Genomic DNA, 21079 nt, shown 5'->3' on the forward strand with positions numbered 1-21079 from the left:
GGTATGTCAATAACCCCACTCTGTCAATAACCCCACTCACTAATAACTAATAACCACAAATTCCCCATTTTCGGACATTGCTAAATTATGATCGAATCTTGTAACCATTTCCTGTAACTTACACAATGTCTGCTCATTCTTTACCTGAAGCTACCAACATCTGGCATGGTTTGGCAGTTGATAAAGCCCTAGAAATGCTAGATAGTGACGCAAACAACGGCTTAACGTCCCAAGAAGTTGAACAGCGTCGTCAAAAATATGGAACGAATGAACTAGAAGAACATGGAGGTCGTAGCCCTTGGCAAATTCTCCTAGATCAGTTTACCAATATCATGTTATTGATGTTGATTGCAGTTGCCTTCATTTCTGGTTTTTTGGATTTGATGGCTTTGTCTAGGGGGGACTTAAAACCCGGTGAAGTGCCATTTAAGGATACAATTGCCATTATGGCCATCGTTATTCTTAACGGTATTTTGGGCTATGTCCAAGAAAGCCGGGCCGAAAAAGCTTTAGCAGCTTTGAAAAAACTATCTTCTCCTTCGGTGCGAATCCTGCGTGACGGTAAACTGGGGGATATAGCAGCCAAGGATCTAGTCCCAGGGGATGTGATGCTGCTGGAAGCTGGAGTGCAAATAGCCGCTGATGGTCGCTTAATAGAACAATCTAATTTACAAGTGCGTGAATCTGCTTTAACGGGTGAAGCTGAGGCTGTTAATAAGCAAGCTATAATCACATTACCAGAAGATGCACCTTTAGGCGATCGCCTCAATTCAGTTTTTCAAGGCACGGAAGTTGTCCAAGGTCGGGCTAAGGTGTTGGTAACTAACACGGGAATGGCCACGGAATTAGGTAAAATTGCTATCATGTTACAATCTGTGGACGGTGAACCTACACCCCTACAGCAACGCATGACCCAACTGGGTAATGTCCTGGTCAGCGGTTCTTTAATTCTTGTAGCCATAGTCGTTGGTGGTGGACTTATTCATGATCTAACTAAAGGAATAGGCTGGAAAAATTTACAAGAATTAGTAGAAGTTTCTTTAAGTATGGCTGTGGCGGTAGTTCCCGAAGGTTTACCGGCTGTAATTACCGTTACCCTGGCTTTGGGAACTCAGCGCATGGTCAAACATAATGCTTTAATTCGCAAACTCCCAGCAGTAGAAACACTCGGTTCTGTAACTACTATTTGTTCTGACAAAACCGGAACTCTGACTCAAAATAAAATGGTAGTCCAGTCAGTTTATACCAATAATTCCACCTTTCGTGTCTCTGGGGATGGTTATACTCCTATTGGAGATTTTCACTTACATGGTAAAAAAGCCAGTTTAGATGAATTTCCAGAAATTTCCGCCCTGCTTGTTCCCTGTGCTGTTTGTAATGATGCTGTTTTGCAACAACAACAAGGACAATGGGTAATTTTAGGCGACCCCACGGAAGGGGCTTTAGTTACTTTGGCGGGGAAAGCAGGAATTGAGCAAGACCAATGGTATAGTAAATTACCTCGTGTAGCAGAATTTCCCTTTTCCTCTGAACGGAAGCGCATGAGTGTGATTTGTCAAATAGAAGCTGTGGCTACTGGCGAATCTTCTTTAATAGCTATTGACCCTGCTATTACTGGTTTTGTCGAATCGGAAAAATATCTCATGTTCACCAAGGGTTCACCAGAATTAACTCTGGAAAGGTGTACAAAAATCCATTTAGGTGATAAGGCTGTTTTTATCAACGCCGAACAACGCAGCCAAATTCTAGTAGCTAATGACCAAATGGCCAGTCAAGGTTTGCGGGTCTTAGGTTTTGCTTATAAACCCTTGAGGGAAGTTCCTGCCGATGGTTCAGAGGACATTTCTGAGGTAGATTTAGTTTGGTTGGGACTGGTGGGAATGTTAGACGCGCCCCGGCCAGAAGTGCGGGCTGCGGTCCAAGAATGTCGCCACGCTGGTATTCGTCCGGTAATGATTACTGGCGACCATCAATTAACCGCCCAGGCGATCGCTATTGATTTAGGAATCGCCCAAAAAGGTGATAGAGTTCTTACTGGTAAGGAATTGCAACTACTAAGTGACCAGGAATTAGAAGCACAGGTAGACCTAGTGAGTATTTACGCCAGGGTCTCCCCAGAACACAAATTAAGAATTGTGCAAGCATTGCAGCGACGCGGGCGATTTGTGGCTATGACAGGCGATGGCGTGAATGATGCTCCCGCCCTCAAACAAGCTGATATAGGCATTGCCATGGGCATCACAGGTACAGATGTGAGCAAGGAAGCCAGCGACATGATCCTGCTAGATGACAATTTTGCCACCATAGTCGCTGCCACTAAGGAAGGTAGAGTTGTTTATACTAATATTCGCAGGTTTATCAAGTATATTCTTGGTAGTAATATTGGAGAAGTTCTCACCATTGCGGCCGCACCCTTGTTAAATTTGGGCGGTGTTCCTTTGAGTCCTTTGCAAATTCTCTGGATGAATTTGGTTACAGACGGTTTACCAGCTTTAGCACTGGCTGTAGAACCTCCTGAACCTGATGTGATGCAGCGTCCCCCCTTTAGTCCCCGTGAAAGTATTTTTGCGAGAGGTTTGGGTGCTTATATGATTCGCATTGGGATTGTTTTCGCCATTATTACCATTATTCTCATGCAGTGGGCTTATCAACATTCTCACGCACCTGGATATCAAGGACATGAAGATACTTGGAAAACAATGGTATTTACTTCATTATGTCTAGCACAAATGGGTCATGCGATCGCCATTCGTTCTAATAATAGACTTACCATTGAAATGAATCCTTTCTCTAATATCTTTGTATTGGGGTCAGTCATTGTGACGACAATTTTGCAATTGATGTTAATTTATGTTCCCCCCCTGCGAAGTTTCTTTGGTACTCATGCACTCAGTTTACAAGAACTAGGAATTTGTATTGCATTTAGTGCTTTAATGTTTGTCTGGATTGAAGGTGAGAAATTATTTTTCCGCTTTAGGGGACAAAAAAATGTTTAATGGGTAAATTCTCAGAATCAGGACTTGCAAATTAACAGGATTTCAGAGGGAACAGGGAACGGGCAACAGGGAACAGAAAAAACTCATGTTTAAGTTTAAAAACATGAGATTGAAATAATGACACTGTTTTTTTTCGTGCTACGCATCTTTTAAAAACATCTTTTTCTTGACTGAGCTTTAAACTCAGTAACTTTTGTTTCTTATCTGTTCCCTATTCCCTGTTACCTGTTACCTGTTACCTGTTATCTGTTATCTGTTACCTGTTACCTGTTACCTGTTACCTGTTACCTGTTACCTGTTACCTGCTTTCACAGACAACTTATTCAGCAAACCCTAATTAGGAAATAGATATCATGGGTGAATCGAAACGTAGAAAACAACAAGATCCCAATTACGGGAAAGTTAAAAATCCTGTCAAAAATCTGATGAAAGTTTTTTGCCCGTTTTTTGAAGATTACGATAATTTACCTGATCTCAATTCTGATAATATATCATTGATGATCGCCAAAGCAGGATACAACAAAACGGGCTTGAGAGGAATAATTTTAAAAGGATTTCTAGCAGAACATTTAGTCAAAGATTATCCAGAGGAATCTGAACTAATACAAGCGTTCAAACAACATGGAAATATTTATGTAACTTCAACATTAGCCTCAGCTTATTTAGAAAATGCTATCAACAAAGAGGATAATCTGAGCAAATTTGCAACCTATAACCCGGAAAATGAATTTATACGCATTGACAGCGATTCTCAAAAGTACCAATTAGATTTGGTGACAGTACCTTAAGCAGGTTGGCGTTAAAAATTGTCGTTATAACAAGGGAACAGGGAACAGGGAATAGGGAATAGGGAATAGGGAATAGGGAATAGGGAACAGGAAGGACAGAATTGATACCTACTGAGTCTTGTATGGCTACGCCACGCAAGCTATCAAAAATCAAATAGGAGTCCTATATATGTTATATATATGTATTTAAAAACTTTACACCTGAAACAATTTCGTAATTACCAAGATCAAAAAGTTGAATTTACCGCTGCTAAAACTATTTTGGTGGGTAATAATGCTCAAGGAAAATCAAATCTATTGGAAGCTGTAGAATTATTAGCAACATTGCGATCGCACCGCATGACACGAGATCATGATTTAATTAAAGAAGGTGAATCTACAGCCCAAATTAGTGCTAATTTACAAAGGATTCATAGCAATAGTGATTTAACCCTCACTCTCCGTCGTCAAGGTCGTCGCACCGTCGCTATTAATGGGGAAATAGTTCCTAAACAAATGAACTTTTTAGGTGTCCTCAATGCAGTAGAATTTTCTAGTTTAGATTTAGAATTGGTGCGGGGTAGTCCGGTCGGTCGTCGTCATTGGTTGGATACATTATTAATTCAATTAGAACCAGTTTATGCCCATATTTTACATCAATATAACCAAATTTTACGCCAACGCAATGCTTTCTTAAAACGCTATATCAATACACAAGAAAAGTCTCTACAATCAGAATTAGCTATCTGGAATGCACAATTAGTTACCGCTGGTACAAGGGTAATTTTGAGACGAGATAGAGCCATTCAAAGATTGTCTCCCCTAGCTTCTGCATGGCATAATAGTATTAGTGGAGCATCGGAAAATCTAGAGATTAAATATGCTGCTAATATTCCTTTAGAAAAAATAGAAAAAAATTCTGCCCATGAATTACAAGGTGATTTTTTTGCTAAACTACAACAAAGAGCGATTACTGAATTACATCGAGGCATAACTTTAGTTGGACCCCACCGCGATGAAATAGAATTAATTATTAATCAAACTCCGGCGCGAAAATATGGTTCTCAAGGTCAACAAAGAACATTGGTTTTAGCTTTGAAATTAGCCGAATTACAATTAATTGAAGAAGTGATTAATGAACCACCTTTGTTATTATTAGATGATGTTTTAGCTGAATTAGATCCATCCCGTCAAGGTCAATTACTTGATGCTATTCAAGACCGATTTCAAACTTTGATTACTACTACTCATTTAGGTGCTTTTGATTCTCAATGGTTAAAATCTTCCCAGATTCTATCTGTGAGTGCGGGAAAAATATCAGAAAATGGTAATGGGTAATGGGTAATGGGTAATGGGTAATTGGTAATGGGTAATTGACAACTAATTAAATTTTTCTAGTCTTTTAAAGATGTGTAAAATAATTACAGTTAAAATAGCGCCCATTAATCCTAATTGCCATAAACCACACCCAGCAGCAATTCCCAAAGCAGCGGATACCCAAATTGCAGCAGCAGAAGTTAATCCGTGAACTTCTGGAGATTTTGATGTTTGGGAAGATTGACGCAAAATCTCCCCAGCGCCTAAAAATCCCACTCCAGCAGCGATACCTTGCACTACACGACTAATAGCATCAGCACTAAGTTGTGTTCCACCTGTTTGGATAGTAATTAGAGTAAACACAGATGAACCCAAACTGACTAGCATATGAGTTCTTAAACCAGCCGGCTTGTTTTTAATTTGCCTTTCCAGGCCAATTATAGCCCCAATAAACAAGGCCAAACACAGACGCAGCCCGGTATTCAACCAATCACTGCTGGTAATATAATAAGGATTTGTCAAGTTCTGTAGGTGTTAAATAGTTCAACGGTGGAATATGTGGAGTTAAAAACAAATAAAAACAAAATATAGTTCATTTTTGATATTAATTGGTAGTATAGTAACAAAAAGTATTTAATCAATAATATTTAATAATTTAACTTGTCTGACTACTTACTGACTCCCCCATCAGTCATATTTAACAACTTTCAGGTAAAACAGAATTACCATATAAACGGACACCTAATGAATTGAGTGGATAAACTCTATTGGCTTGACAAAATCACACTACAAGACCGCGCTAAAGTCGGCGTTTTAGCGTTTTACTTAAGCAAAATTCAACAACGAGGCTACCCTGTTCTCCCTGGTTTTGTGGTAGCAGCGGATATTTTACAGCAATTCCTAGAAAATCTCAACAGTTCAGAGTCTTTAATTGCTGATTTACCTCATTCTTCTCTACACTTAGATGTAAATAATTGGCGACAACTTCAGCAGGTAGCTGGCCGCTTGCGTCAGGAAATTATCTCGGCCAGTGTCCCACCTCATTGGCTAAGGACAATTTTTGCAGCTGCTAAACAATGGCCAGGAAGTAGTTTAATTTTGCGCCCTAGTCTGGCAATATCAAGTAATCAAGAAATGAAAAATGTGACCGGGTTATTAGATTCGGTATTTTGTCCTTGCGAAGAAGCGGAAATTGGGGCAGCTTTAAAGTTACTTTACAGTCAATTATTCCGTGCTAGAAGTTTACTATATTGGCGGAGTATGGGTATTACTTTACCACAAATTAATTTAGGAGTATTAGTACAACCAGTTGATTCTTGCATTGCCTCTGGTGTCCTGAATATTAACCCCTTGGCTTATGATATTGAAGCTACTTGGGGCGATTGTTTAGCAATTACTAATGGTGAAGTATTACCAGATGTTTACTACATAGAACCGGAAACCGGGGTGGTTTTAGAAAGACAATTGGGGAATAAAATTTTGGCTTATGGTCTTGATAATGGCACACATTTAGCCAGTGAAGAATTACAGCTAACATCAAATCATAATTGTTTACCGACTTATCTTTTACCAGAATCTCAACAACAAGAATACGCTTTACCAGAAGCATATTTACAAGAATTAATTGTTTTAGGAAATCGCCTAGTTGGTGAACTGGGTACAACTTTAACTGTAAAATGGAAACTTGTCCCCTCATATTTAGCCTCTACCTCTAAAATCTATATTACAGAGGTTACTGTTCCCCAACCGATAAAACCGAATATCCAATTTATTCAAGGTATTGGGGCAGCTAGGGGCAGAATTATTGCTAATGCTTATATTCTCAATTCAGCGCAAAAATTGCTACAAGTTCCCAAGGATGTAATTCTGATTACATCAGTCATTACTCCTGATTATTTACCATTATTACGGGGTGTTGCTGGCATTATTACGGAACAAGGCGGATTAACTAGTCATGGTGCAATTTTAGCCAGAGAATTAAGTATTCCTGCGGTGATTAGTGCCACGGGTGCGACGACTATTTTACAATCAGGTGAAAAATTATTACTAGATGGTGACAAAGGAGAAATATATCGTCTGACAGAAGAAGAGGAAAATTTTCCGATTGCGGAGATGGAAAAAACAATGAATGATGAGAAAATATCAGATCATCAATTTACAAATTTACCAATAATTGCCACTAGGTTAATGGTAAATTTAAGTCAACCTCAATTAATTAAACAAGTACAAAGTTTACCTGTAGATGGTGTGGGATTATTACGTTCGGAATTGATGATATTAAATATCCTCAAGGGAAAACATCCTCAACAATGGTTACTAGAAGGAAGAAAAAAGGAATTATTAGAGTTATTATCTGAGCAAATTATGGAGTTTGCTCGCGCTTTTTTACCTAGACCTATTTTTTATCGTTCTTTAGATTTACCAGCCTATAATTTAACATCATTGAGTGCAGATTCCCTCTTATCACAGTCATCAATTCTCGGTGAGAGGGGTGTTTTTAATTATATGCAGTATCCGGCGATTTTTGAATTGGAATTACAAGCTTTAGCGATAGTCCAAGCATCTGGTTATAGAAATATTAATTTGCTATTACCTTTTGTCCGCACTGTGGAAGAATTTGTATTTTGTCGTGATAAAGTTGCGGAATCTGGGTTAATAAAAAACCATCAGTTTCAATTATGGATCATGGCAGAAGTTCCTAGTATACTATTTCTTTTACCTGAATATATTAAAGCTGGTGTGATGGGTATTTCCATTGGCACAAATGATTTAACTCAATTATTATTAGGAGTAGATCGAGAACAGGGAAAATTTGCAACAATATTTGATGAAAGTCATCCAGTAGTCATGAAAGCAATATCTCAATTAATTAAAATGTCTCAAGCTGGAGGTATTCCCTGTTCTATCTGTGGTCAAGCTCCGGCACTTTATCCAGAAATAATTGATAAGTTAATAGAATGGGGCATTACTTCTATTTCTGTAGAACCGGAAGCTGTAGAAAAGACCTATAAAGCGATCGCTCGTGCTGAACAAAGATTAATTTTAGCAGCAGCACGCAAGCAACTAGGAAATTTGTAAATTTTTCTTAATTCTATCATCAATAACATAAAAAACAACTATTATAGATAATATAGCAATCCCCATAGTTAATTGATTTTTATATAAATGTCATTATAAATGTCATTCCCAAAATTTCAACAACATCTGACTAATTTAATAACGACAGCAGAAACTATGCTGGCTTCATCTCGGACTGGTAAACCAGAAGAAAATACAAAAGATAGTCTGATTGTCCCTTTTCTCGATGCACTAGGTTATACAACAGAATATCGGACACTTGAAGGATCAATTCGCAGCTTAATTGGCACTACTACATGGGTAGATTATTTATTACGTAATCAAGTAGGAAAACATCCAAAATTGATGTTTGAAGCTAAAAGTTTATGGGACAAAAATATCTGGGAAACCAATACACAACAAGTTTTAGATTACCTGAGAAACTATAGTTTAGATATTGGTACACAAGAACCTGTACTGTGGATTATTTTATCTAATTTTCGGGAATGGCACATTTTAAGATTACAAGATAGAAAACCTTTTTGGTCATTTACACTTGAGGATCTAAAAAATGATCCTGAACTGGTAAATAGAGTATATACTTGTCTGCATCGTGAAAATTTATCTAGTAACCGTTTAGAAGCATTTTATAGTGAAAAAACTAGAGAAGAATTAGGAACAAAATTTTTAGCAGACTTGAAAATTTGGCGCGTCATTCTTGCTAATGGTATTAAAAAATCCCAACCTGATTTAAGTTTAGAGAAAATTCGTGAAGCAGCGCAAATCATTTTAAATCGTTTTCTATTAATTAGACTTTTAGAGACATTTAGCCGAGAAATGCCATTTAATTATCTGGGTAGAGTTTATTATAACTGGCAACAAACTTTTCCCAACTTGCCTTTTATCGAACAACTAAGACAGGCTTTTCGGAGTACATGGTTAGACTATAATACTGAGTTATTTCAACCTTCTTGGATTGATGAATTAACAATTGATGTTGAGTATTTAGAATCAATTATTGTCATTAATGCAGTACCACAGCCAGGTATACTTGATACAATTACTGGAACATTAGCTAATTATCGTTCAATTTATAACTATGATTTCACCACTCTAACCCAGGATATATTAGGTACTGCTTATGAACAATTTTTAGCCCATCAATTAATTCTTGTTAACGATGTTGTGCAAATTTTAGAAAATCAAAAAAACCGCAAAAAAGAAGGTATTTTCTATACTCCTAACTATATAGTCCGTCGCATTGTTTATCAATCTTTGCAACCATTAGTAAAACCTAAAATTGATCAAGCTATTGGGTTATTAGAAAGGGGTGAATTACAGCAATCTCATGTAGTCGCAAAATCAGTTTTAGAAATTACAGTTCTTGATCCTGCTTGTGGTTCAGGTTTATTTTTATTAAGTGCATTTGATTATTTATTAACAGAAATTAAACGTTATAATCTCGCTTGTCAAAATGCGAAAATACCCAAAAATTTTGATTTATTTAGTCATGTAGCACCTCAACCAATTATTAATCCTGAAGAACAAATTTTAGTCAAAATGCTACATGGAGTAGATCGAGATCCCCAAGCAGTATTATTAGCAAAATTATCACTATGGACAAGATTATTACGTGCGCGTCCTGGAGAATATGGTAGACGCAATGGTTCTATATATTCTCATTTACCAGCGCTGACTTTAAATATTCGCGTTGGAGATAGTTTAATTCATAGTCCCACTAATTTAGAACTTTTTTCTCAACAATTAACAATAGTCGCAAATTTAGCTAATATTGCTAGAGATACTAGTCAAAGTGAAATAGAAAGAAATCAAGCAGTTAGTAATTTAGAAAATACAATTGCTGTGATTAATCAACAAGTTAATTCTGTTTTAACTGCTTTTTTTGCTAGTGATGAAAGTATCAATTCAGTAGTTTATGCAATTAAAAATAGAGCAGCTGAAGGAGCAGAAATAGAAGCAATTCGGCAATTTATTACAGAAAATATTAATTCTGAACAAACTTTAGAATCAACTTTAGAAAATTGGACATCTGCTGAATTAGCGAGAGTTAAATCTGAACTTATGAGTTTAGAAACTGCTCAAGAAGAGGTAATTATTAAACGTCCATTTAATTGGGAAGTTGAATTTTCCCATATTTTTGATCCGAGATTACCAAAATCGGAACAAGGGTTTTCTGTAATCATTGGTAATCCTCCTTATTTTAATGTTGATTCAACCTTTGGTAGAGGTGCATTAGAATTAAAATGGTTAAAATTTGCCTATCCTGATATTTACACTGATAAAACTGATATTTTGTTTTATTTCTTCCGTCGGGGATTTGAAATTTTAAAAGTAGATGGTTATTTAAGTTTTATTATTTCTCGTGCTTTTATTCAAGGTGATAAATCTAGAAGTTTGCGAGAATTTATCTGTAAAAATACCAAAATAGTCAATATTATTGATTTTTTAGGACATCAAGTTTTTCAAGCGGGAATTGCTACTTGTATTATTGAATTTCAAAGAAAAAAACCTCAACCAAAAGATACATTTACAACTTTCTATGTGTTGGATCTTGATGTTGTCAAAAAAACTTTTATCAGTGATGATTGTTCTTTACATTTAAGTCAAGGTGTAACTCAGGTAAATATTACTCAATCTAACTTAAATGATCATCGTTGGCAAATATCTCCATATAATGATATTTTTCATAAAATTGATTCTCAAGGTGTGAAACTCAGAGAATTACCTGAATGTGATTTAGTAGAGCAGGGTATTCAAACAGGAGAAAATAAGATTTTCGCACCTGAGCAGGGTTTTCCATCTAACTTTACCAAAGAAAAACTATACCAAATAGTCAAAAATTCGGGAATTTTAGCCTATGGCTTTATACCCGATAATTCTCAACTATTGTATATTGAAAGTAGTGAAAAATTTGAAGATTTATCAATAGCAATTCAAGAGTATTTACTTGCAAATAGAAACAAGCTAGAAACCAGAGCAGCTTATCAGGAAGGAAGTTGTGAATGGTATGCTCTACACAGATCAAGACGTAAAGATCAACACTCTCATTTTCGACCTAAAATTTTATGTCCATATCGTGCCACTAGTAATAGATTTAGTGTTGATTTAGAAGGTAATTTAGCAGGTTTAACAGATACTACAGCTATATTCCTACGAGATATATATTGTTATGATCCAGATGATTTAAAACTTGATAAACTATACGCTTTGGTTGCTTTACTTAATTCTCAAGTCCTGGAATTTCGTTATACTGCATTAGGTGGAATTGGTAAATTGACAGGAAAAGGAATATTTGAATATTTTGAAAATCAAGTTGGTGATTTACCAATTCCTCAGTTTAATGAAGAAAATCATCATGACTATCAAGAGTTAGCTAAATTAAGTCGTGAAGCTCATGATATTTGGCAAATTCGTTATCAAATTATCACAACTTATCAAGGTAAATCTTCAGCATTTCCTAGTAAAGAAGTATCATTAAATGAATATCACAAATTATCTAGTGATTATGCTGTAGATATTGAATGGGAAAGTCCTCATGCTAATGAAGAAGGACATTTACTAGAATTGAAAATTGAACCTAGTGCAAATGGATATATTATTTGGGGAGAAGTAACTGATGATGAAGATTGGAAGGAAAGTGATAGAAAATGGATAGAAATAGCTAATGTGAATATTCCTAACCCCTATTTACGGAGATATATGTTAGTAAGACTGATTTATTTAACTGAATTTGATTCATCTTTTCGTCGTAAACAAAAATTATCGCGGGAAATAGGAAACTTAGTTAATATTACTTTTGATGTTTTAAAAGTTAATAGATATGATCAAGACAGATTTAGTAATCTTAGGGCTTTAGAAATTATTGCACAGAGAGTTAAGCAGGAAGTTGGTAGATCAGATTTAGAAACAGTTTTACTTAGACAAATGGAAATCAAAAATCAAATTGACAAAAAAGCTTACCGGATGTATAAAGTAGAGGAATATGTAGATATAATTGAACAAGCTTTAAAAGTTGTTTTGTAATTTTAATCTCTAACCCCAGCGCCAGGAAGGAGGGGACTATTTTCCCATTACATACCTCTATTGGGTGTGTTGTCCACGAAAGAAAACACACCACTAGAGATTAATATCAATTAATATCAAATTAATATCGGCAAATAGCCGCTACTTTGACTCCGCTAGGCATTGCTTCTGGTTCAAGAGTATAAACTCTACCACCATTTAATATGGTGTGAATCACGGCAAAATCTAACATATCTTCATCATCTGGTGCTGGTTCTGGGTGTAATTCAACTGTGGCATTTGGTAAATCAAATTTACCCCATATATGTTGTTTTAAAGGCACAAACAAGGTATCAACTCTTTGATAATAAGCAGCAGGAATAATTGTTTTTATGTCATTAGTAATCTTGGTACTTTCTTCCCCCGCTAATTGCAGATAAACAGCCATTATATCTTCATATTCCTGTTGAAATAAAGGAGAAACAATTTCCCAAGCTGCACGATTTAATTCTTCGGTTTTCATCAATTCCACATTGCCAGTAATACCTGTTTCTAAAAAATGTGGATAGGTATTAGCCTTTTGGTAAATTGGTAATAAATAATCTACTCCTGCTAATATTAAAGGGGCTTTTTCATCTCGTAAAGTTTCATGTAATGCAGTATCAACAGCATAACAAAAATTTAAAATCTCTCGCTCATGTTTTTCCCGATCTGAACTACCCTGTCCATGGACAGAACCCGGTTGTTGAGCGGCATAACTTACACTTCTAGGTGTACCAACTCTGTGCTGTACACCTTTTTGAAATTCATCTTCTAGAAGTGTTTCCTCTAGATTTTGCGGCATATTTTCTACTGCTATTTCATCCAATTTGTAGCGCGTTCCTGAGTAAAATTTGACATGATTTTGACTCAATGCTAAAATATAGAATTTTCCATCATTATTAATCAGTTCTAGTAAAGGTTTGATATGAAAATTCTTGCCAACAATTGCCAATTGGGGAAAGGAAATTGGTAAACAATAGTAACGAAATAGATTGGGGGAACTAAAAATTACCAATCCCTGATTTTGATTTTCCCAAAAACCAATATTGTCTAATTCCATCGCTGGTTTAAGCAAATTTACCGACTCCGTAGGACGTAAACCGATTTCATCTAAGCGTTTTTCCGCTTCCCGAATTAAATTTTTAAACCGAATGGGATTTTGTCGTGTTTCTCCTCCCAATCTTTCTACAGGTAGATACAGGGAAACGCAGGGATACTGAGGATTTTGGACTAAATTTTTGAGTTCATCAAGAGAAAATATATTCATAGATTTTATCCACAAAGGATGACTAGAGAATATAAATTCTATTCAACTCTTGATATGGCAATTTTGCATCTTTCTTTTGATAAGAAATTACCCGCTTTATCTGCCTTTTTATAGATAGAATCAGATACGGGTGTACAAATACATACAGATTGTGATTATTTCCAGCAGGAATTATTGCTTTTTCAAAATACTGGGAATTGTTGTTAAGATGCGGGTGGCAATTTCTGCTGGTGTTTCGGTGGCAGTAATGGTAATATGTAAATCAGCTTGGGAATACTTATGTTGACGTTGTTCTAAGAGCGATCTTAATTTACCTTGAGGATCGGCATTTTGTAACAGTGGTCTTGTATTGTCCTCCGCCAAGCGCTCTAATATTATTTGGATTGGTACATCTAACCAAACTACCAAACCATGATGAAGATAACCCCAATTTTGCTGCTGCATGACAATACCGCCACCCGTAGCTACAATTAACTTAGTATAGGCACAGACTTGAGCTAAAACATCACTTTCCAATTGACGAAAATCATCTTCACCATTTTCGGTAAATATTTCGTTAATAGATTTACCTGCTGCTTTAACTATGATTTCATCTGTATCAACAAATCTATAACCGATTTCCTGTGCGAGTAATTTTCCTACCGTTGTTTTCCCAACTCCCATCATCCCAATTAAGTAGAGGTTAACCCCTTTTAATAAATTAGTCACCAGTCTTTTTCTCCTGTTAAATTATTAATTATTATGGCTTTTTTTGATTAATTTTGGCCATTGTAGTCGTAATCCACACCAGAAACATAAGGATTAAATCAACCGCAAAGACTCTTCATAGCATGAAGAAGGAAGAAAGGAAATCTCTTTGTAATAGTCTTAAATTAGCGTTTAGGCGGTTTATTTTCGTCCTTATCCTCAAAATCATCATCTTCAAAAAAATCCCAATCGTCATCATCTGCTTGATTTTTGCTCGGTTCTTTATAGGGAGGAATAATTACCCGATAATCAGCATCATAAATCGCCTCCGTTTTACCGACAGCAGTATTTTGTGGTGCTTGGGAACTGTAGGAATAAACGGAACTAGTTCGGGAATTACTTGTGGGAGAAGTTTTTGGTACTGATTCTAAATTTTCACCATCATCCCAATCATCTTGATCTTGATTTGTATTCCAATCATCTTGATCATTAAATTGACTCACGGGAGGTTGGGGGGGACTGCTGGGGGGTCGAGTATTTTGTTTAACACGCTGGGCAGTAGTCGGTGGCGATTTGGGTATAGATTGTTGTTCTGGTAAATTCAAATTAGTAGCAAATTTTAATAACCTGGTAATTACTAAAGATGTCAAAACACCAGCGATTATACTCAATAAAACCCACAATCCTAATGGTAATGATTGACTTCGCATTCCCAAAAATACCAGGGGCAGCGAATTCCCAAAATTTTGAACTAATATGATTATTAGTCCTAGGATTGTTGTCACCAAGATAATTAAGCGAATTACATCCATAAAAAATTTAAAGTTAAAGTAGGAGTTAAAAATACATTAGGGGAAAATCGCCATACATCAACCACTTCCATCTGAAAAATCTGATGTTTTCGGAATTAGAGTCACACCAAATAAATCATAATAAATCATAAAGTTGATCAAATTTATCTGCGGTAGTTTACTAAAAACGGAATTAAAAATTAAAAATAGAAGAACTCAATTTTTAATTTTTAATTTTTAATTTTTACTGACTACAAATGACCTTGCCATCGCTGTATAGGAATACAATCAATATCCAACTGATCTAAGGCACGAGCAACCACAAAATCCACCAAATCCTCAATAGTTTGAGGATTGTGATACCAAGCGGGAATAGCGGGAACAATTCTCACGCCTGTTTCTGCTAGGGTGGTTAAGTTACGCAGGTGAATTAAGCTAAAAGGAGTTTCTCTGGGGACAATTACCAGTTTACGTCCTTCTTTAATTTGTACGTCTGCTGCTCGTTCCAGTAAGTCGGAACTTAGTCCTCCAGCAAGTTTGGCAACTGTACTCATACTACAAGGAATAATGATCATGCCCAAGGTGCGAAAAGAACCACTGGCGATACCGGCACCAACGTCACTCCAAGGATGACAGCGGAGTTTACCTTGTCGGGGAACTTCCGCTTGTTCTCGCCAAAATTGCTCTTGTTTATCTGGTTCTCCTGGCATTCGGATTTCCTGTTCAGCTTGCCAAACTGTGTAAGTTGATTTAGAGGCTACTAATTCAATTTGATATTCTGCTGCTAAGAGGAATTTAAGAGCGCGAACGGCGTAAATTAGACCAGATGCCCCGGTTACGCCTAGGATTAAAGGTTTGGTTTTATTGGTCATTAGTTTACGGCAATGGACAACGGACTATTCCTCATCATCAAGTTCTGGCTCAAAGGATTCTGTTTGATTTGGTGGATCAATATCTGCTGCATCGTCATTGGTCGTATTTGCGCCCGTACTTTTGGGTAAACCATCAGCACCAACGGTAACTAAATCAATTTGTTGGCGGTAATAATCAACGCTCTTGACTTGCACCATACAGCTATCGCCTAATCGGTAGGAAGCGCGATTTTTCCGCCCAAATAAAGCCTGTTGTCTAGCGCGATATTCATACCAATCGTCTTTCAGGGAACTGACGTGAACCAGTCCTTCTACCCGTAAGGTATTAGCTAAGTTGTCTTCTGTGGGCGGTTCTATTGGTACTTCAATTTCTACAAAAAAGCCGTAGGATTGAACACCAGTAATCACCCCAGGAAATATTTCACCAATGCGTTGTTTCATTAATGAGGCTTTTTGTAGTCCGGCTAAATCTGCTTCAGCTTCTTGAACTTCTTTTTCCCGGTCGTTAATCTGTACTAGAACTCTGGTTAGGTCACTTTGAAGTTCTTGTTGCAGTTCTGGGGGGAGAACATTCCAATTAATTTCTTCATGACAGGAGGAGTGGCGCAGGTTAATCCGTTCTTTAACGCGGGTAGTCCGGCGATCGCGCCCATATTCCAGTAAGTTATGATACACCCGTTGCAGGAGAATATCTGGGTAACGACGCAAGGGGGCGGTAACGTGAACATATTGGGACAAAGCCAGTCCAAAATGAGAACTTTTAGTAGTGCTGTAGACAGAGGGTTTGAGTGTGTCCTGTAATAAATAGGTGAGAACTTGCTCCGAAGGAGAATCAGCAAAAGCGGCCGTTAAGTGTTGATAATCTAGGGGTTGGATTTCCAATTCTGGATCTAGTCCTAATTCCACACCCAAATTAACGGCCAGTTTGAGCATTTCCTGCACATCTTCGGGGTCAGGTGTGCCTTGGACTCGCCAAAGACAAGGAACTCCCAGAGCGCTCAGGTGATCGGCCATCAGTTGATTAACTAATATTACCAACTCTGTTATTAGCGATCGCCCAGGTAAGTCATTAACCACCACAGACCCCAAAGCCCCTTCATCATAGTAAGGATTATGACTGGGTGGGAGATTCAACTGTAAGCTACCACGATTTAGGCGCGTCTGTTTAATAGCAACAGCTAAAGTTTGCAAATCTTGTAATTGCTCTTGTACTTGGGCAGATACTTTAGTAACTTCATCGCAGAAAATGCTATGTAATTCTACTTGATTAATCTCGTAGTCTACATTGATTACACTCTCGTGAATTTCCCATTCCACCACTGCTCCTGATTGGGGGTTAATGGTAATTATGAGAGTCATACTCAAGCGATCGCTACCAGGGACTAAAGAACACCGTTCTGTTACCATGGGCGGCAACATTGGTAATAATAATTCTCCCAAATACACCGATTTACCGCGCTTGAGTGCTTCCCTGTCTAGGGCTTCATCTGGTTGAATATAGTGGGAAACATCCGTAATGTGAAATAGTAATCGCCAATTATCGGTGCTAGTTTTTTCCACACTGAAAGCATTTTCAAATACAGACTCATCACCGTTGACAGTTTTGATGGTGAAAGTAAAAACATCACGTAAATCCAGACGATTTTTCAGGTCTGCCTTGAGGAGTTTCTTGGGTAACTTGGATGCTGCATCGAGGACATGATCGGGGAAAGTGCGGGATAAATCATGTTTACAAGTTACCAAATCTATATCGGCTGCGGCTTCGGCATCACTACCCAGGATTTGCACCACTCTCCCCAAGGGGGGATATTGTGCTAAGGGGTAGCGAAGAATTTCCACGTGAGCTAAATGATCAATTGCTGCTTCCAACTTCATGCTGTTGAGTTGTAATTTCAGTTCAAACAGCAATCTGTCATCTAAAGGAACAGCCCGAAAACCTCCATCTACCTGTTTAATTCTGGCTAGTAAAGTGTGATTAGATCGTTCCATGATCAACTTAACTTCGCCCTCTGGTGAGCGCCGACGACTACCTTCCTTGAGGACCCTTACTAAAACGCGATCGCCATTCCAGGCATTACTCAAATGACTTTCGCGGATGTAAATATCCTCCGAGCCTTCGCTATCTTGAATTGCAAAGCAAAAGCCCTTACTGGAACAACGCAGTTTCGCCTCAATCAAGCCCTCCTCGGTGATGCGGCGGTATTTCCCCCGTTCCTTAACCAAAAGCCCAATTTTTTCCAGGACATCCAAAGTAATTTGTAGTTTTTCTAGACTTTCTTCATCCTCACAACCTAGTTTCTTTTCTAGAACCTTACGAGCCACCAATTTATCATCTGTGAAATTGGCAAGAAGTGTAGCGATTGAAAATTCCATGCAGTGAACCGACCTTTGGTCAAAACATCATTTTTTAGGGAATAGGGAATAGGGAACAGCATGATTGCCTCTTGCCTCCTCTTGGGTTACATCATGCCAGTCCGCCCTCATCTGTGACACGAATTACCCCTACTTCGCGCGTAGTGTTTTGTAGAGAAAGTAAGGCTGCCGATAGCGCAGCATGGACTTAACCATAGTTGCGGTTACGCTAGGAGAAATCTCCCCTTGTGACTTCTCACAGCACAACAATTTCAGAGTTTGCTGGCGTGACCCCTAGTTTTATCTAAACAATACCCATCATGCACTCCTGATACTCAATGATTAACCACTCGGTAACTTAGATTATGGGTTAGTGAGAGACTTAGTTTGAAGAACTCAAGGTTAGCATCCAAAAACTATACACAGCTTTAACCACAGGTGTTTAGTCCTTGAGAATGAAGGTAATTTCACGCCATCAGATACTGATAGCATAGCGTGGCGTTAGCCATATCTTCACCCTAAGAAACTGCCGAAAACCCCCAATTTTTCCTTTATGTAGAATTGATAACAATCAGGTAAGCAGTAAAACACCAGGAGCGAGGGCGAACCCGATCTTTATTATTGTAGATTTCGGGCGCACTTGGTGAGAAAATACTTCTAGATATCTAATTGGGTATTTAGTATAGCATTTAAGGGTAGAGGAAAATTTATCTAGTCAGTTGACGGTTGACAGTTATGAGTTTTCAATTGTCTATTGTGCATTTTTCCATAAGTGGCAAGGTGTGTTATTTTTGAAAATTCAGATAAAAATGATTGAAAGTATGATGTTGGCGCAATTCCATAACTTGTACCCCAACGGCTGTATAATATCAGAGCTAATAGAAATTTTTCAAGGGAAATATATCGTCCGTGTTAGTATACAACTCGAAGGTATCACCCGTGCGACGGCGATCGCCGGAGCAGAAACAGTAGAAGCGGCGGAAGATCATGCCATAAACCGAGCTTTGACGGTGTTGGGGATCAAAAATGTAGCGACAGAAGTGACAAAATCTATCTCATCATTGGTTGCTCCACCACCAATAAAATCTAACTTAGAAGAATCAAAACCTGTTCCTTCTGTCAGTAACACACAGATACATACACCCCCCTTACTAGAAGATAAAATTGATACTAAAGTTGCAAAACCAGAAATATTTTCGAGATTTTCGAGTGCAGAACCAGAGTATCAACCCTTGTCAGAAGTCTCTCCTAGTGATCCTAGTCATGTCACACCTTTTACTCCTCGTAGTTATACCCCTGAGGAGGATACTGGTGTACAGTCAACCCTTGGTAAAAAGAGGAGACAAAAAGAACCAGTAAATTTATCTGATGTCATCGCCCAAACAGATGTAGAAATCGAGCGGTTAGGCTGGACACCAGAACAGGGAAAAGATTATCTGGTGAAAACCTACAGTAAACGAGGGCGTTCTCTGCTCAGTGAAGAAGAATTAAGGAGTTTTCTCACTTACCTCAAATCTCAACCAGATCCAATTGCGGGATTTTAGTTGGTGTCAGTGGTCAGTGGTCAGTTGTTAGTTAACCAATGACCACTAACTAATAACTAATAACTAAACCAGAGCTACAGGACGACTACCGGCGGCGTGACGGTCAATTACTTGGTCAATTAAGCCATATTCCCTGGCTTCATGGGGAGACATAAAGAAATCACGTTCAGTATCTTCAGAAATCCGCTCATAAGGTTGACCAGTATGTTCAGCTAGATACTGATTGAGCCGTTGCTTGTGATACAAAATTTCTCTAGCTTGAATAGCGATGTCGGTAGCTTGTCCTTGAGCGCCACCCAGAGGTTGGTGAATCATAATCCGTGAATGAGGTAAACTCATGCGCTTACCCTTTGTACCAGCACTGAGGAGAAAAGCGCCCATACTGGCTGCTAATCCAGTACAAATTGTACAGACATCGGGGCGGATATGCTTCATAGTGTCAAAAATACCCATTCCCGCTGTCACCGAACCACCAGGAGAATTAATGTACATATATATGTCCTTCTCCGCGTCCTCGGAATCTAAAAACAGGAGTTGGGCAACAATCAAGTTAGCCAGATTGCTATCAACCTGTTCTCCCAAAAAAATAATCCGCTCACGCAACAGCCGTGAATAGATATCAAAGGCGCGTTCGCCTCTACCCGATTGTTCAATAACGATAGGAATCATTTAGCGTGTTTTTAGCTATTTTCCATTTATTCTATCGGTGACAAGGGGTGATTGTGTTGAAGTTGTTAAGAGGATGCTTTAAAAGTATTTTTCTGGTAAATATTAACACCAAAATCTTCAGAATCTAACCCCCCGGTTTCAAAATATCGGAAACTGCTGTAAGAAGGGAAAAGATGACAATGTATTTTATAGATTTTATATAAATATCAGTATTTTTACTGGTTTTCATGGTTGGGTAACTAGAGTAAAACAGTTGGTTAATGGCATAAACTTAAAAATAAATTTATATTTTCAGGACACTTTTTCAGGAAAACAAACGTCTAAGTTGTTAGGTAAATATAAAAAGAGAGCTAGATCACATTTGAGAAAAATGTTCTCAAATGTTCTCAAATGATATTTACCTAATCCGATAGATCGAAAATACAAATTGTATTAAGAATAACAATTTCCAGAAGAAATTCCATCCATATATCCATATAAATAAAGAGAGGTACTATGCTAGAAAGACTTATACAAGCAGCCTTTATTACATTTTTGTTGCAACTGATAGCAGTATTGAGTAATACTACTCACCTTCCGCGACCCAAAGCCATCTCACATATTTCTCAAAAGCCAGTACCTATAATTAGTTCGACTTTTCAGGGTTCGGACTAGAATTTAGGGAACTCTTAACTCTTAACTCTTAACTCTTAACT

14 protein-coding genes are annotated in these 21079 nt (G+C 37.7%); 7 read left to right on the top strand and 7 right to left on the bottom strand.

Translation table 11 applies throughout. The annotated features are described in order from the left end of the window. Positions 1 to 125 precede the first annotated feature (125 nt). The 3 genes from FFO06_RS09040 to recF all read left to right on the top strand — a co-directional run bounded on the left by FFO06_RS09040 (position 126) and on the right by recF (position 5101). The gene (locus tag FFO06_RS09040; protein ID WP_137907745.1) at positions 126 to 2996 is read left to right on the top strand and encodes a cation-translocating P-type ATPase; all 2871 of its coding nucleotides are present in this window, start codon (positions 126 to 128) and stop codon (positions 2994 to 2996) included. Positions 2997 to 3349: 353 nt separating this feature from the next. Beyond that, positions 3350 to 3784, top strand: a complete 435-nt coding sequence (locus FFO06_RS09050; RefSeq protein ID WP_137907746.1) for a hypothetical protein — start codon at positions 3350 to 3352, stop codon at positions 3782 to 3784. 180 nt (positions 3785 to 3964) lie between these two features. Continuing rightward, positions 3965 to 5101 carry a DNA replication/repair protein RecF gene (gene recF / locus FFO06_RS09055; protein WP_137907747.1) on the top strand — a complete coding sequence of 379 codons (1137 nt, stop codon included), beginning with the start codon at positions 3965 to 3967 and terminating at the stop codon, positions 5099 to 5101. Positions 5102 to 5143: 42 nt separating this feature from the next. Here the strand turns inward: recF and FFO06_RS09060 are convergent, their stop codons facing one another. Next, the gene (locus FFO06_RS09060) at positions 5144 to 5602 is read right to left on the bottom strand and encodes an MgtC/SapB family protein (protein ID WP_137907748.1); all 459 of its coding nucleotides are present in this window, start codon (positions 5600 to 5602) and stop codon (positions 5144 to 5146) included. A 231-nt stretch (positions 5603 to 5833) separates the two neighbouring features. On the opposite strand from FFO06_RS09060, the gene FFO06_RS09065 reads away from it, so the two are divergent. Further along, complete coding sequence (locus tag FFO06_RS09065; protein ID WP_137907749.1) at positions 5834 to 8158, top strand: putative PEP-binding protein; 2325 nt, start codon at positions 5834 to 5836, stop codon at positions 8156 to 8158. A gap of 99 nt (positions 8159 to 8257) precedes the next feature. After that, entirely contained in the window at positions 8258 to 12181 is a 3924-nt protein-coding gene (locus FFO06_RS09070) for an Eco57I restriction-modification methylase domain-containing protein (RefSeq protein WP_137907750.1), read from the top strand. A gap of 121 nt (positions 12182 to 12302) precedes the next feature. Here FFO06_RS09070 and FFO06_RS09075 read toward each other — a convergent pair whose 3' ends face one another. The 5 genes from FFO06_RS09075 to FFO06_RS09095 all read right to left on the bottom strand — a co-directional run bounded on the left by FFO06_RS09075 (position 12303) and on the right by FFO06_RS09095 (position 18192). Further along, complete coding sequence (locus tag FFO06_RS09075; RefSeq protein ID WP_137907751.1) at positions 12303 to 13469, bottom strand: baeRF7 domain-containing protein; 1167 nt, start codon at positions 13467 to 13469, stop codon at positions 12303 to 12305. Between the two features lie 171 nt (positions 13470 to 13640). Beyond that, positions 13641 to 14177, bottom strand: a complete 537-nt coding sequence (locus FFO06_RS09080) for a shikimate kinase (protein WP_137907752.1) — start codon at positions 14175 to 14177, stop codon at positions 13641 to 13643. A gap of 164 nt (positions 14178 to 14341) precedes the next feature. Then, on the bottom strand, positions 14342 to 14866 hold the full coding sequence (locus FFO06_RS09085) for a LapA family protein (RefSeq protein WP_306420205.1): 525 nt from the start codon (positions 14864 to 14866) through the stop codon (positions 14342 to 14344). Between the two features lie 332 nt (positions 14867 to 15198). Continuing rightward, entirely contained in the window at positions 15199 to 15819 is a 621-nt protein-coding gene (locus tag FFO06_RS09090) for a flavin prenyltransferase UbiX (RefSeq protein ID WP_137907754.1), read from the bottom strand. A 24-nt stretch (positions 15820 to 15843) separates the two neighbouring features. After that, positions 15844 to 18192, bottom strand: coding sequence for a ribonuclease R family protein (locus FFO06_RS09095; RefSeq protein ID WP_137907755.1), 2349 nt, complete (start codon positions 18190 to 18192; stop codon positions 15844 to 15846). Between the two features lie 803 nt (positions 18193 to 18995). On the opposite strand from FFO06_RS09095, the gene FFO06_RS09100 reads away from it, so the two are divergent. Continuing rightward, complete coding sequence (locus tag FFO06_RS09100) at positions 18996 to 19715, top strand: slr1353 family protein (protein WP_137907796.1); 720 nt, start codon at positions 18996 to 18998, stop codon at positions 19713 to 19715. A 63-nt stretch (positions 19716 to 19778) separates the two neighbouring features. On the opposite strand, the gene clpP is transcribed toward FFO06_RS09100, so the two are convergent. Then, the gene (gene clpP / locus FFO06_RS09105; protein ID WP_137907756.1) at positions 19779 to 20384 is read right to left on the bottom strand and encodes an ATP-dependent Clp endopeptidase proteolytic subunit ClpP; all 606 of its coding nucleotides are present in this window, start codon (positions 20382 to 20384) and stop codon (positions 19779 to 19781) included. A 495-nt stretch (positions 20385 to 20879) separates the two neighbouring features. Here clpP and FFO06_RS22695 point away from each other — a divergent pair, with 495 nt between their 5' ends. Further along, positions 20880 to 21038, top strand: coding sequence for a QAALIT motif small membrane protein (locus tag FFO06_RS22695; protein WP_503100514.1), 159 nt, complete (start codon positions 20880 to 20882; stop codon positions 21036 to 21038). Positions 21039 to 21079 lie beyond the last annotated feature (41 nt).

Origin of the sequence: Dolichospermum planctonicum (assembly GCF_005402965.1) — a bacterium.
Taxonomy (GTDB): Bacteria; Cyanobacteriota; Cyanobacteriia; order Cyanobacteriales; family Nostocaceae; genus Dolichospermum; species Dolichospermum planctonicum.

What these genes read in the sequence shown, in the direction of transcription:
- FFO06_RS09040 (WP_137907745.1), top strand. Translation starts at nt 126, where the DNA reads ATGTCTGCTCATTCTTTACCTGAAGCTACCAACATCTGGCATGGTTTG.
- FFO06_RS09050 (WP_137907746.1), top strand. Translation starts at nt 3,350, where the DNA reads ATGGGTGAATCGAAACGTAGAAAACAACAAGATCCCAATTACGGGAAA.
- recF (WP_137907747.1), top strand. Translation starts at nt 3,965, where the DNA reads ATGTATTTAAAAACTTTACACCTGAAACAATTTCGTAATTACCAAGAT.
- FFO06_RS09070 (WP_137907750.1), top strand. Translation starts at nt 8,258, where the DNA reads ATGTCATTCCCAAAATTTCAACAACATCTGACTAATTTAATAACGACA.
- FFO06_RS09075 (WP_137907751.1), bottom strand. Translation starts at nt 13,469, where the DNA reads ATGAATATATTTTCTCTTGATGAACTCAAAAATTTAGTCCAAAATCCT.
- FFO06_RS09085 (WP_306420205.1), bottom strand. Translation starts at nt 14,866, where the DNA reads ATGCGAAGTCAATCATTACCATTAGGATTGTGGGTTTTATTGAGTATA.
- FFO06_RS09090 (WP_137907754.1), bottom strand. Translation starts at nt 15,819, where the DNA reads ATGACCAATAAAACCAAACCTTTAATCCTAGGCGTAACCGGGGCATCT.
- FFO06_RS09095 (WP_137907755.1), bottom strand. Translation starts at nt 18,192, where the DNA reads ATGGAATTTTCAATCGCTACACTTCTTGCCAATTTCACAGATGATAAA.
- FFO06_RS09100 (WP_137907796.1), top strand. Translation starts at nt 18,996, where the DNA reads ATGTTGGCGCAATTCCATAACTTGTACCCCAACGGCTGTATAATATCA.
- clpP (WP_137907756.1), bottom strand. Translation starts at nt 20,384, where the DNA reads ATGATTCCTATCGTTATTGAACAATCGGGTAGAGGCGAACGCGCCTTT.
- FFO06_RS22695 (WP_503100514.1), top strand. Translation starts at nt 20,880, where the DNA reads ATGCTAGAAAGACTTATACAAGCAGCCTTTATTACATTTTTGTTGCAA.